At 64.9% G+C, this 12,617-nt stretch carries 10 protein-coding genes; 1 reads left to right on the forward strand and 9 read right to left on the reverse strand.

Going from position 1 to position 12,617, the window contains the following annotated elements:
- Positions 1-15: 15 nt before the first annotated feature.
- The 7 genes from H681_RS25555 to H681_RS22155 all read right to left on the reverse strand — a co-directional run bounded on the left by H681_RS25555 (position 16) and on the right by H681_RS22155 (position 7,994).
- Entirely contained in the window at positions 16-570 is a 555-nt protein-coding gene (locus tag H681_RS25555) for a pilus assembly PilX family protein (protein ID WP_015479124.1), read from the reverse strand.
- Positions 567-1,367, reverse strand: a complete 801-nt coding sequence (locus H681_RS22130) for a PilW family protein (RefSeq protein ID WP_015479125.1) — start codon at positions 1,365-1,367, stop codon at positions 567-569. Before H681_RS22130 ends, H681_RS25555 begins: the two co-directional genes overlap by 4 nt.
- Before the next feature lie 10 nt (positions 1,368-1,377).
- Positions 1,378-1,953, reverse strand: coding sequence for a type IV pilus modification protein PilV (pilV, locus tag H681_RS22135; protein WP_015479126.1), 576 nt, complete (start codon positions 1,951-1,953; stop codon positions 1,378-1,380).
- Between the two features lie 274 nt (positions 1,954-2,227).
- Positions 2,228-3,073, reverse strand: a complete 846-nt coding sequence (locus H681_RS22140; protein WP_015479127.1) for a mechanosensitive ion channel family protein — start codon at positions 3,071-3,073, stop codon at positions 2,228-2,230.
- A gap of 110 nt (positions 3,074-3,183) precedes the next feature.
- Positions 3,184-4,308 carry an SO2930 family diheme c-type cytochrome gene (locus H681_RS22145; RefSeq protein WP_015479128.1) on the reverse strand — a complete coding sequence of 375 codons (1,125 nt, stop codon included), beginning with the start codon at positions 4,306-4,308 and terminating at the stop codon, positions 3,184-3,186.
- The gene (locus tag H681_RS22150; RefSeq protein ID WP_015479129.1) at positions 4,305-5,549 is read right to left on the reverse strand and encodes a parallel beta-helix domain-containing protein; all 1,245 of its coding nucleotides are present in this window, start codon (positions 5,547-5,549) and stop codon (positions 4,305-4,307) included. The genes H681_RS22145 and H681_RS22150 overlap by 4 nt, the downstream gene beginning before the upstream one ends.
- 189 nt (positions 5,550-5,738) lie before the next feature.
- Positions 5,739-7,994: a YgiQ family radical SAM protein gene (locus H681_RS22155; protein ID WP_015479130.1), complete on the reverse strand. Its 2,256-nt coding sequence runs from the start codon at positions 7,992-7,994 to the stop codon at positions 5,739-5,741.
- Positions 7,995-8,193: 199 nt separating this feature from the next.
- Here H681_RS22155 and H681_RS22160 point away from each other — a divergent pair, with 199 nt between their 5' ends.
- Entirely contained in the window at positions 8,194-10,065 is a 1,872-nt protein-coding gene (locus H681_RS22160) for a GGDEF domain-containing protein (protein ID WP_015479131.1), read from the forward strand.
- Here the strand turns inward: H681_RS22160 and alr are convergent, their stop codons facing one another.
- Together alr and dnaB are read right to left on the reverse strand one after the other, a co-directional pair.
- A complete protein-coding gene (alr, locus tag H681_RS22165; RefSeq protein ID WP_015479132.1) occupies positions 10,066-11,142 on the reverse strand; it encodes an alanine racemase in 1,077 nt (358 codons plus the stop codon).
- A gap of 70 nt (positions 11,143-11,212) precedes the next feature.
- On the reverse strand, positions 11,213-12,607 hold the full coding sequence (gene dnaB / locus H681_RS22170) for a replicative DNA helicase (RefSeq protein WP_015479133.1): 1,395 nt from the start codon (positions 12,605-12,607) through the stop codon (positions 11,213-11,215).
- Positions 12,608-12,617 lie beyond the last annotated feature (10 nt).

Here is a 12,617-nt window from a genome sequence, read left to right on the forward strand (position 1 = left end):
CGGCAGCCTCCCTGCTCAATCATCGTGGTGTTTGGCGTAAACCGAACGCAGCTTCTGGCTACCATTGCCAGAGCAATTGCCGGCACAGCTGTTGACCTCATACAGGAAGGTCCCGCCCTTGCCGCCAGCCGTGCAATCCGTACTGACGCAGTCGCCCCCGCCTCCGATCAACGCCACGTACCATCTGACCGGCCGTCCCTCGGAAGAGCCCGAGCCGCTGGAAAGGGCCGTGTACGTGGCGACCTCATCACCCTGCCCGAAACGTGGAGCGATATAGCCGCCACTGCGTACGGCATCGCGGTAGGGCATGCACAGTTGCGGGCTGCAACTCATGGCCAGCGCAGCGAGCGCCGCGGCGGAATAGAAGCCCACCCGTGCCTCGGCCATGCGAAGGCCGGCCTCGGCGTCATTGAACAACCGCTGCTGCTCGACGGAGCGGCCGGCGATACGCGACTCGATCACGGCGTTCCTGGCGCCGGACAAGGCAAGCATCGTCATGATCAGCAGGAGGATCAGCGCGACGAACAGCGAGGCTCCACGCTGGGAAGTCCGATAGCGCGCGCGCCTCATGGCATGAGGTTCCTCAGCATGACGGTCCCCTGGCCGACCAGGTACAACTGGCCGGAATCGCCAGGTACTCCGGTGGCCTCCACCCCGGTCAGCAACTTCCAGTCGGCGACAGCCGTTGTCTTGCTGACAGCATCCCGAAGGCCCTTGCCGCTACTGCGCAGCAAAACCCTGTAACCCACCCCGACCACGGATTGCCCATCCTCGAGGGCGCTACTGATATAGCTCGACACTTGCCTGGGTTGCGCGGCACTGGCGACCGCCACCTGGAAAACCAGATCGACCAGCCCGTCCACCAGCGCCTCATCCCCCTGGGCGCTGGCGCAGCGCAAGTCACCGGCGCTGCCCAGGTAGAGCTTTTCGACGAAGACGAAGCGGGTGCCGGTATAGGGTTCGGCAAGCTCCGCAAGATTGGGCGCCCGATTGCCCAGACAGTCGCGATCCCACTTGTCCCGTGGCTGATAGCGAATGCAGATCGCCGACCTGTCCACGTATTGCACGGCCCGCCCCGGGGGAAAACTGCAGCCTTTGACGATACCGCCGGACGTCTCGCTGAATGCCGCGTCCATATCCTGTATCGCCGGGCTTCGCCTGTAACCGGCCTTGCCGAGTTCCTGTTGCAGGAACATCGAGACGAAGCGCCGGTTCTCCTGGTTCTGCAACTGCCCCTGCTGAAAGAGATAGCTGTGCCGATTGTCCAGATAGACCTGGGTGATCCCCAGAACCAGAAAGCTGCTCAACACGAGCGCGATCATCAACTCAACCAGGGACAATCCACCCTGATGGTGCGGGCCATCCATGCCTCGACTCCTAGATTTGGGTACGCAATCGGTAACGGCAGACCGTCTCCGCCGCTTCAGCGGCATGCGGGTCCAGGCACTCGCCCGGCCTGACCTTCCAGGCCACCTGGATCTCCAGAACACTCCCCTCTGCGGCGCAGTGGTTTTCCCCACTCGACCGGCAGATATGAAACTCGTCGACCAGCAACTCCCTGGCGCCCGGCAGCAACGCGCTCGCCCGCCTGGACCAGCACGCCAGTTGCCGATCGGCAGCGCCGGGCGTATCCGCACAGTTGGCGGGCGCACTCGGAAAACCCGCACCGGGCGCCTTGAGGTAACCCGCCGGAACCGGCTTGCCGCCGCTGCGCAGGCGGATCATCTCCACCAGGTCGTTCGCCAGCGCCGCCGCCGTGTTGCGCTGCGCCGAGTCCTGGACGTATTGCAGCGTCCGGCCCTGCAAGGCCACCATCCCCAACAGCCCGACGCAAGTCAGCAGCACCGCCACCAGCACCTCGATCAGGCTGAAGCCGAAGGAGTGCTTCCCGGCTCCCGCTCGCGCGGCATGCGAACCAGCGCTGGAAGCTGCGCGATGCCAGAGAAGGAACATGGCTGTGCCTCACACGGGAGAGGTGAATCGGCGAAATTGCCAATCACCGGGTGTGCATAGCCTGCGACCGCGAAGCTGCCCGGGTCAGTCAGACAGGGATGGTGTTCGAGGGTGATTTGTCCGCCCGGTGTGAAAAGCAAATCTCAGCGAACGGAAGGATCGGTATGGGAATACCGCGTCCGTATTAGCCATGTCGTTGAGCAAGACGGAGGGGAAAGGACCGGACATAAAAAAACCGCCCCATGAGGGCGGCGCAAGGGATTGGGTCGAACGCTTACTGCGTCTGCTGCACGATCACCGTTTGTGCCGGCATCGGCGCCGGGAAATCGGTGCCCAGGGCGTCCTTGATGGTGCGATTGGTGTCGAAGTAGACCTGCCAGTAATTGTCGTTATGGCAGTACGGGCGCACCGCCAGCACCGGGCCGACCAGGTTGAACTCGAGGATTTCCACATCCACCGGCGGGTCGCTCAGCACGTTGGGGATGGCCGCGATGCGCTGCTTGAGCACCGCGGTTGCCGCCTGGTAGTCCGCCGCGCCGGACAACTGGGCCTTGAGGTCCACGCGGCGGAAGTCGTTCTGGCTGTAGTTCTGGATGGTGTCACCGAAGATCTTGTTGTTGCCCACCAGGCTCAGCACGTTGTCCGGGGTATTGATGGCGGTGACGAACAGGCCGATCTCCTTGACCGTGCCGGTGACGCCGCCAGCGGTGATGAAGTCGCCCACCTTGAACGGCCGCAGCACGATGATGAAGCCGCCTGCCGCGAGGTTCGCCAGCAACCCGGACCAGGCCATGCCGATGGCGACGCCCGCGGCGGCGATGAGCGCGGCGATGCTGGTGGTCTGCACGCCGAAATAGCCGAGGATGCCGATCACCAGAAGGATGTTCAGGGTGACCGTGATGAAGGAACCGACGTAGCGCAGTACCGTGGGGTCAACGCTCTGCCTGGAGAGCGCCTTCTCCACCATCCTCACGGCCAGGCCGATCAGCCAGCGACCGATAACCCAGAAGGCGATGGCCGCGAGAATCTTCATGCCGAAGGCGAAGGCGTACTGCGAAACCGTTGCCCATAGCGCGTTGATCTTCTCCGTACCCACATTGATGATGTTCGTATCTTCCATTGAAGCGCACCTGCGAGAGAAAGGGACTTGATGAAAACTAGCACGGCCCCAGCCATTTGCTCGTCGCAGCGCGCAGCCCAGAGCCCTGGCGGGCTCCGGGCCATTCCCGGTCAGCAGCCGCCGGGCAGTCCGCTGATCCAGCGGTTGAGCAGTTCCAGCCCCTCGCGGTGCACCAGGGTGCGCCCCAGCTCGGGCATCATGTCGCCCGGCCTGTCGCTGCCGACGCGGTAGCTGAGTACTGACTTGTCCGGGCGGCCGGGATGGATGTCCTCCAGCCGCCCGCCGGTGCCGCCACCCGCCGCCACCGGCGGTTTGCACAGGCCGTAGGCGATGGACACCGGCGTGTGCGGGTCAAGATAGAGGCCGGAGGTGCGGGCGGCCCCCTTCGGGTTGTGGCAGTGCGAGCAGTTGGCGTCGAGATAGCTGCGCGCCTGTTTCTCCAGGTCCTCTCCGGCTCGCGGATGGCCCCACAGCGCGTTCTGCGGCACCTGCGCCAGCGCCGGCAGGCCCTTGAGGAAGCCGCGCGCCTGCCAGTGCTGCAGCTGGTTTTCGTTGCCTTCGGCGTAGGCGAAGTCCTTGTTCAGATGCCGCGCCTTGGGCCCCAGCGGGGCGATGCCGCCGCCCTTCTGTTCGGCGTGGCATTCGGAGCACTGGTTGGCGTCGGGGACCATGTAGGTGAAGGCGGTCTTCCTGCCGTCCTCGGCGCTCAGTTCCAGCACCGGGCTGTCGCCGGCCAATTCCAGGTGCGCCTCGCGCTGGTCCTTGTCCCAGACATAGGGCAGCGCCGCCCAGCCATCCTTCTGGCGCACCAGCACGCGGGTTTCCACCAGATGAACCCTGGCCATGTCCAACCCAGCCTTGGGATCGCGGTCGTCCTGGCTGTTCTGCAACAGGTTGCCCTGGGCGTCCCTGGGGTAATAGAAGGTCTTGGTCAGCACGCTGCCGACGGGGTAGTCGAAGCGCTCCTCGGCGTATTGCGCCGACTGTCCTTCGGGCATCCATACGGTGCGCAGCTTGTGCGCGTAGTCGGTGAACAGCGAGGTGTTCAGGTCATAGGGCAGCACCTCGGCCGCCGGCGTCAAGTGGCCGTCCGCCAGGTGCAGCATGCCCCAACCGCTGAGCTTTTCCGGGTAGTCGTCGCCCTCGGGCTGATAACGTGGCTTGCTCTCCTGCCCGCACCCGGCCAATCCCACGGCCAGGGCGAGCGACAACAGGAACGAAGCGTGTCTGATCATGCCTTGCCGCCCTTCTCGCCCAGGCCAGCCTGCTCGATCTTCGGCAACGGCTTGAGCTTGCACTGATGCACGCTCATGTCGGTGCTGATGTTCTTGTAGCCGTTGGGGCCGTCGACGTTGACGATACCGGCTTCGCCATTGTCGATGCAGATCGACAGCGCCTCGGGCAGCTTGCCGTCGACCAGTTTCTTCTGGTTGAAGTAGCCGTCCCAGAGGATGTCCGGCAGGCGGCCGGTGAGACCGAACTTGGCGACCTTCAGCGCCTTCAGCTCCAGGTGGTCGGGGCTGTCGCCGCCGGGGCCGAAGGTGTTGCCGTGGATGTAGATGCCTTCGGGATAGGGGTCGAAGTTCGGCTGGGTCGCCTTGTCCGAGTAGTTGGTGCTGAAGTAGCTGCTGATGATGACGTTGGCGGTCTTGTGGTTGCCGATCTTGTTGTTGAAGATCTCCACGTCGTCGTTGGAGTTCACCACCACGCCCGAGCCCGCCGGCACGCTGGCCACCGGGGTGCCCTTGTGGCCGAAGTTGTCGTGGTTGTTGCCCTGCACGTCGTTGTCGAAGACCCGGGTGCCGCGCCCTGGCTGCTGCAGGTTGGGCATGTTGAAGACGAGGATGCCGCCGGTGTTGTCGGTGGCGACGTTGTTGTAGACGTCGGCGCCGATGGTGTTCTCGATCTCGATACCGGCGACGTTACGCTCGGCGCGGTTGTTGCGCACCACCACGTTGCGCGACTGGCCGACGTAGATGCCCGAGTCCGAGGCGCCGATGGCGACGTTGCCCTCGAGCAGGGTGTTCTCGGTCTGCACCGGGTAGATGCCGTAGCCGCCATTCTCGGTGGACGGGCCGTTGGTCCACTCGGTGCGGATGTTGCGGATGACGATGTTCTTGCCGCCGATGACCTTCAGGCCGTCGCCCTTGGTGTCCTCGATGGCGAGGTTTTCCAGGGTGAAGTCGGAGGCGTCGACGAACAACCCTTCGGCGCCGGCCTTCTGGTTCTTGAAGCTCAGGATGGTCTTGTCCATGCCGGCGCCACGAATGGTCACGCCGTCCACTTTCAGGCTCAGGCTGCGATCGAGGTGGTAGGTGCCCGCGGGAATGTCGATGACATCGCCAGCCTTGGCCTTGATCAGGCGGGCCTGCAGGTCCTTCTGGAAGTCGCTGCTGACAGCGGCGGTTTTCTCCCCTTCGCCGCAAGCGGCCAGGGCAACGGAGACGGCAATCAGGGACAAGCAAGCGAGACGCATGGCAGGGCACTCCGGTCTTGTTCTTATGATTATGGAACTATAGTACCAAGTAACTCCTATGGATAGCCCCAGGTGCATGAAAGCCGCGCCGCCCGGGCTCTTCAGCCATGCGGCCGGCCAGCCATCCCCCGAAATAGACAGGCCCCGCATGTGCGGGGCCTGGGGTATTGCGGCGAGGGCGACGAAGGCTCAGCGCGGAATGTTCGGCTGGCGCTTGGTGCTGCGTTTCTTGCCCTTGGCGTAGCCGCTGGCCTTGTCCTCCGCAGCCTTGTTCCACGGCTTGGAGCCATCGCTGGCGCGCGGCGGCAGGCCGGTATGCTGGGTCAGCAGCGGCTTGCCGGTCTTCTTGCTGCCCACCGGGGTGGAGTTCTTGCGGCGCGCGCTCTGGTAGCCGCCATCAGCGGTCGGCTGGTGCGTCGGGATGAGCTGGTGCTTGCCGTTGCCGATCAGGTCGGCGCGACCCATTTCCTTCAGGGCTTCGCGCAGCATCGGCCAGTTGTTCGGATCGTGGTAGCGCAGGAAGGCCTTGTGCAGCCGGCGACGGCGTTCGCCCTTGACGATCTCCACGCCATCGCTCTTGTAGGTGACCTTGCGCAGCGGGTTCTTGCCCGAGTGGTACATGGCCGTGGCGGTGGCCATAGGCGAGGGGTAGAAGGCCTGCACCTGGTCGGCGCGGAAGCCGTTACGCTTGAGCCACAGGGCGAGGTTCATCATGTCCTCGTCGCTGGTGCCCGGGTGCGCGGCGATGAAGTACGGGATCAGGTACTGTTCCTTGCCCGCTTCCTTGGAGAACTTCTCGAACATCCGCTTGAACACGTCATAGGTGCCGATGCCCGGCTTCATCATCTTCGACAGCGGGCCTTCCTCGGTGTGTTCCGGGGCGATCTTCAAGTAACCGCCGACGTGGTGCGTCACCAGCTCCTTGACGTATTCCGGGGACTGGACCGCCAGGTCGTAGCGCAGGCCCGAGGCGATGAGGATCTTCTTCACCCCCTGCAGGTCGCGGGCGCGGCGGTACAGCTGGATCAGCGAGGAATGGTCGGTATTGAGGTTGTCGCAGATGCCCGGCCAGACGCAGGACGGCTTGCGGCAGTGCTTCTCGATCTCCGGGTCCTTGCAGGCGATGCGGTACATGTTCGCGGTCGGCCCGCCGAGGTCGGAGATGACGCCAGTGAAGCCGGGGACCTTGTCACGGATTTCCTCGATCTCGCGGATGATCGAGTCTTCCGAGCGGCTCTGGATGATGCGGCCTTCGTGCTCGGTGATCGAGCAGAAGGTGCAGCCGCCGAAGCAGCCACGCATGATGTTCACCGAGAAGCGGATCATCTCGTACGCCGGGATCTTCGCGCCGCCGTAGGTCGGGTGCGGCACGCGGGCGTACTGCAGGCCGAAGACGTAATCCATCTCCTCGGTGGTCAGCGGGATGGGCGGCGGGTTGAACCACACGTCGGTTTCGCCGTGGCGCTGGACCATCGCGCGGGCGTTGCCGGGGTTGGTTTCCAGGTGCAGCACGCGGTTGGCGTGGGCATAGAGCACCGGGTCGCTCTTGACCTTCTCGAAGGACGGCAGGCGGATCACCGTGCGCTCGCGCTCCAGGCGCGGGTGCGGTAGCAGCTCGACGACCTTGGCCTGGTTCGGGTCGTCCTGCTCGCCCTTCTCCTGCTCGATGGCGCAGGCGGCGGTGTCCTGGGTATTCACGTACGGGTTGATGATCTTGTCGATCTTGCCCGGACGGTCGATGCGGGTGGAGTCCAGCTCGAACCAGCCCTCGGGAGTGTCGCGACGGACGAAGGCGGTGCCGCGCACGTCGGTGATCGAGTCGATGGATTCGCCGGCGGACAGGCGCTGGGCCACTTCCACCACGGCGCGCTCGGCGTTGCCGAACAGCAGGATGTCGGCCTTGGCGTCCATCAGGATCGAGTGGCGGACCTTGTCCTGCCAGTAGTCGTAGTGCGCGATGCGGCGCAGCGAGGCCTCGATGCCGCCGAGAATGATCGGCACGCCCTTGTACGCCTCTCGGCAGCGCTGGCTGTAGACCATGCTGGCGCGGTCCGGGCGCTTGCCGGCTTCGCCGCCGGGTGTGTAGGCGTCGTCGGAGCGGATCTTCCGGTCGGCGGTGTAGCGGTTGATCATCGAGTCCATGTTGCCGGCGGCGATGCCGAAGAACAGGTTCGGCTTGCCCAGCTTCATGAAGTCGTCTTTCGACTGCCAGGCGGGCTGGGAAATGATGCCGACGCGGAAGCCCTGGGCCTCCAGCAGGCGGCCGATGATGGCCATGCCGAACGACGGATGGTCAACGTAGGCATCCCCGGTGACGATGATGATGTCGCAGGAATCCCAGCCCAGCTGATCCATCTCTTCCCGGCTCATGGGCAGGAACGGCGCCGGGCCGAAACACTCGGCCCAGAACTTGGGATAGTCGAACAGCGGTTTGGCGGCTTGCATCACGGGCACCGGGGTATCTCGAAGTAGGTATCGCGAAAAAACGCGGGCGCGGAATATAGCACAAAAAGTGTACAAATCCGACCGATGAACTCAGATTTAACCGGTGCGCGACGGATTGCCAGTGCCATCATCTAGCTATACTTCAGCCACTATCCGCAGTAGGTGCCGGGATACCCACAAGGCACAGGGAGTGCGTGTCGTGCGTCATCTTTTCGTGCTACTGCTCGCGCTGCTGAGCGGCCCGGTCGCCGCAGTCGAGCTGGATTCAGGCGCCAGCGGCACCTGGCTCAATGGTCGCCTGGAACTCCTCGAGGACCGTAGCGGCGGGATGCCGTTCGACGAAGTTCAGCGTAGTCGTGATTTCATTCCGGCCAACGGTCGCACCAGCGTCGGCCAGAGCCCCAGCGCCTGGTGGCTGCGCCTGGATCTCGAGCGCCGGCAGGTACCGCCCGGCGGCTGGTGGCTGGAGGTGGACGCGGTCAACCTCAAGGACCTGCGCCTGTACCTGCCCGATGAGCAGGGCCGCTACGACGAGCGGCTCTCAGGCGAAGCGGTGCCCTTCTCCGCCGGCCGCGACCGTGGTTACCGGCGTCCGGTTTTCCACCTGCCCGACGGCACCGGGCCGCTGCAACTCTACCTGCGTACCTATGACCCCGCCGGCAACTCCTTCCCCCTGCGCATCTGGACACTGGACGACCTGCAGGACCATCGCGCCGACACCAACCTCTTCCTCGGCGTGATCTACGGCCTGATCGCCGCCCTGCTGCTGTACAACCTGTTCATCCTGCTGACCCTGCGCGACCGCGCCTACCTCTGGTACGTGCTGACCACCGCCGCGGCGCTGCTGTTCAGCCTCGGCATGAGCGGCCACGGCTTCAAGTACCTCTGGCCGGAACACGCGGTACCCTGGTGGTTGGACCGCATCACCCTGCCCTCGCTGTGGGGGCTGTGCGTGCACCGTTTCACCATCACCCTGCTGCAGACCCGCAAGTACGTGCCGTGGGCACACCGCCTGCTGAACCTGAACTGTGCGCTGTACCTGCTCACCGTTGCCCTCGGCGCTCTGCAACTGCGCGGCATTGCCAGTTGGATGCTGGTGGCGATCACCTTCATCGGCGTGCCGGCGGCGATGGGAGCGGCGCTGACGCGCTGGCGTCAGGGCTGCTTCCCCGCCTTCCTCTACCTGCTCGGCTTCGGCCTGGTACTGGGCAGCGTCAGCATCTCGGTGATGCGCGCCCTGGCGGTCGTGCAACCCACGCCGATCACCACCTACATCTTCCCGATCGTCGTCGCTATGGAATCGATACTCTTCTCCTTCGCCCTCACCTCGCGCATCCGCAGCCTCAAGCGGGAGCGCGCGCAGGCCGTGGAGCAGGCCGACCGGGAAAAGAACGCACGCCTGACGCTGATGCAGAGCGCGCAGCACGACCTGGCCAAGGCGGTGGCCGAACGCACCGCCGAGCTGACCCAGAGCAACCAGCTGCTGCGCGAGCGCGAAGCCCAGTTGCAGCACGCAGCACACTACGATCCGCTGACCGGCCTGCCCAACCGCCGCTTCCTGGTCGAACACGCCGAGCATGCACTGGAACGCGCCCAGCAGAACGGCGAAACCCTGGCCCTGATGCTGATCGACCTCGACCACTTCAAACCGATCAACGACAGCCACGGACACGACGCCGGCGACTTCATGCTGCAGAACGTCGGCCACCGCCTGCGCCAATGCGTGCGCGCCAGCGACTGCGTAGCGCGACTGGGTGGCGACGAGTTCGCCGCGCTGATCGCCGGCCCGGACGCCGAAGGCCATGCCCGCGAGATCGCCAGACGCCTGCTCAACGAGCTGTCGCGCCCGGTGCAGTTCGACGCCCTCGAACTGCGCGTCACGCCCAGCATCGGCGTCGCCATCTACCCCAGCCATGCGATGCAGTTCAGCAAGCTCTACAAGGCCGCCGATCAGGCGCTGTACGACGTGAAGGGCAACGGCCGGGCCAGCTTCGCCATCGCCAACGAGGGCGGCAACGACGCCAGCGACCTCTGGCAAGACGGCAACAAGGCCACGGAAGGCCGCGCCTGATCAGCTGCGATAGCGGCGCGGCACGCGGGCAGTAACCTTGGTCAGCAGCTCGTAACCGATGGTCCCGGCGTGGCTTGCCACCTCGTCCACCGGGAGACTCGCACCCCACAGTTCCACCGGCTCGCCGACGACCGCATGGGGCAGATCAGTGAGATCGACGGCCAGCATGTCCATCGATACCCGGCCCGCCAACGGCACCCGCCGTCCGCCCACCAGCACCGGCGTGCCGCTCGGCGCATGGCGCGGATAACCATCGGCGTAGCCGCAACTGACCGTGCCGATGCGCGACGGACGCTGCGCCACCCAGGTCGCGCCATAGCCGACACACTCCCCGACCGGTACCTCGCGCACCGCGATCAACTGCGCCTCCAGGCTCATCGCCGGGCGCAGGCCCAGCTCGGCCGCGCCGATATCGGCGAAGGGCGTAGCGCCATAGAGCATGATGCCGGGGCGAGTCCAGTCCATGTGGGCGGCGGGAATGGTCAGCACGGCAGCGGAGTTGGCCAGTGAGCGCTGGTCGAAATCCAGGTCGAGCACGCTGAGGAAACAGGCTACCTGGTCTTCGGTCAGCTCATCGCCGCGCAGGTCGGCATTGGCGAAGTGGCTCATCAGGTTCAGCTCGGCCACCTGCGCCGCTTGCCGCAGGCGCGGGTGCCAGTCGCGCAGCGCCTGGGGCGAGAAACCCAGACGATGCATGCCCGAATCCAGCTTCATCCATACGTTCAGCGTGCTCGGCAGTTGCGTGGCGAGCAGCGCCTGGGCCTGCTCCGGCCCCTGCACGGCCACGTCCAGGCGCAGTTGCGCGGCGATCAGGTACTCGCCCGGCTCGAAGCAACCTTCCAGCAGCAGGATGCGTGCATCGGCATGCAGCGCGCGCACTTCCGCCGCCTCCTCCAGGCAGGCCACGGCAAAGCCGTCGGCCTCATCGTGCAGGCTGCTGACCACCTCTCGCGCGCCATGCCCATAGGCATTCGCCTTGACCACCGCGAACGCCTGGCGGCCCGGCGCGCAGCGCTTGGCCACGGCATAGTTGTGGCGGATGGCGGAAAGATCGACGGTGGCGACGAGCGGACGCATGGCTGCGGGTCCTGAAACGAAACGGGCGCCCATATTAAGGCGCCCGTCGATCACGCGATATGTGGCCGCGTCACTCGTCTTCGAAGTTGTACATGCCGGGGGCGAGGTTCTCGAAGCGGCTGTAGCGGCCGAGGAAGGCCACGCGCACCGTGCCGATGGGACCGTTACGCTGCTTGCCGATGATGATTTCGGCGACACCCTTGAACTCGGTTTCCGGGTGATACACCTCGTCGCGATAGACGAACATGATCACGTCGGCGTCCTGCTCGATTGCTCCGGATTCACGCAGGTCGGAGTTCACCGGGCGCTTGTTGGGACGCTGTTCCAGCGAGCGGTTGAGCTGGGAGAGCGCCACCACCGGACAGTTGAACTCCTTCGCTAGCGCCTTGAGCGAGCGGGAGATCTCGGAAATCTCGTTGGTCCGGTTGTCGCCGGCGGAACCGGGAATCTGCATCAGCTGCAGGTAGTCGACCATGATCAGGCCGATCTCGCCGTGCTCACGGGCCAGGCGGCGGGTACGCGCACGCATTTCCGAGGGCGAGATGCCGGCGGTGTCGTCGATGAACAGCTTGCGGTCATTGAGCAGGTTCACCGCCGAGGTCAGGCGCGGCCAATCCTCGTCGTCCAGCTTGCCCGAACGCACCTTGGTCTGGTCGATGCGGCCGAGCGAGGCAAGCATACGCATGACGATGGAGTCGGAGGGCATTTCCAGGGAGTACACCAGGATCGCCTTGTCGCTGCGCATCAGGGCGTTCTCCACCAGGTTCATGGCGAAGGTGGTCTTGCCCATCGACGGACGGCCGGCAACGATGACCAGGTCAGCCTGCTGCAGGCCGCTGGTCTTTTCATCGAGATCGGTGAAGCCGGTGGAAATCCCGGTCAGCGCATCGGTGGTGTTGAACAGATGGTCGATGCGGTCGATGGTCTTCACCAGGATATCGCTGATCCCCACCGGACCGCCGGTCTTCGGGCGCGCTTCGGCGATCTCGAAGATCTTGCGCTCGGCTTCGTCGAGCACTTCGTTGGCGCTGCGCCCTTCCGGATTGAAGGCGCTGTCGGCGATATCGCTGCTGATGCCGATCAGCTGCCGCAGCGTGGCGCGCTCGCGAATGATGTTCGCGTAGGCCTTGATGTTGGCTACCGAGGGCGTGTTCTTCGCCAGCTCGGCAAGGTAGGCAAGACCGCCCACCTGGGACAGTTGGCCCTCGCGTTCGAGCATCTCGGAGAGGGTCACCACGTCGATCGGCTGGTTGCTTTCGGCGAGCTTGTAAACCGCGCGGTAGATCAGCCGATGGTCATGACGGTAGAAGTCGCCATCGGACACCGCGTCCGACACCCGCTCCCACGCATTGTTGTCGAGCATCAGGCCACCCAGCACCGCCTGTTCGGCTTCGATCGAGTGCGGCGGCACCTTGAGGGAAGCGGTCTGCAGGTCGTATTGCTCGGGGACGGTGATGTCGTTCATGGGCTCTTCG

Source organism: Pseudomonas sp. ATCC 13867, assembly GCF_000349845.1.
Classification (GTDB): Bacteria; Pseudomonadota; Gammaproteobacteria; order Pseudomonadales; family Pseudomonadaceae; genus Pseudomonas.

Excerpts from the sequence above, each read along its gene's own strand:
- H681_RS25555 (WP_015479124.1), bottom strand. The coding sequence starts at position 570 with ATGAGGCGCGCGCGCTATCGGACTTCCCAGCGTGGAGCCTCGCTGTTC.
- H681_RS22130 (WP_015479125.1), bottom strand. The coding sequence starts at position 1,367 with ATGGATGGCCCGCACCATCAGGGTGGATTGTCCCTGGTTGAGTTGATG.
- pilV (WP_015479126.1), bottom strand. The coding sequence starts at position 1,953 with ATGTTCCTTCTCTGGCATCGCGCAGCTTCCAGCGCTGGTTCGCATGCC.
- H681_RS22140 (WP_015479127.1), bottom strand. The coding sequence starts at position 3,073 with ATGGAAGATACGAACATCATCAATGTGGGTACGGAGAAGATCAACGCG.
- H681_RS22145 (WP_015479128.1), bottom strand. The coding sequence starts at position 4,308 with ATGATCAGACACGCTTCGTTCCTGTTGTCGCTCGCCCTGGCCGTGGGA.
- H681_RS22150 (WP_015479129.1), bottom strand. The coding sequence starts at position 5,549 with ATGCGTCTCGCTTGCTTGTCCCTGATTGCCGTCTCCGTTGCCCTGGCC.
- H681_RS22155 (WP_015479130.1), bottom strand. The coding sequence starts at position 7,994 with ATGCAAGCCGCCAAACCGCTGTTCGACTATCCCAAGTTCTGGGCCGAG.
- alr (WP_015479132.1), bottom strand. The coding sequence starts at position 11,142 with ATGCGTCCGCTCGTCGCCACCGTCGATCTTTCCGCCATCCGCCACAAC.
- dnaB (WP_015479133.1), bottom strand. The coding sequence starts at position 12,607 with ATGAACGACATCACCGTCCCCGAGCAATACGACCTGCAGACCGCTTCC.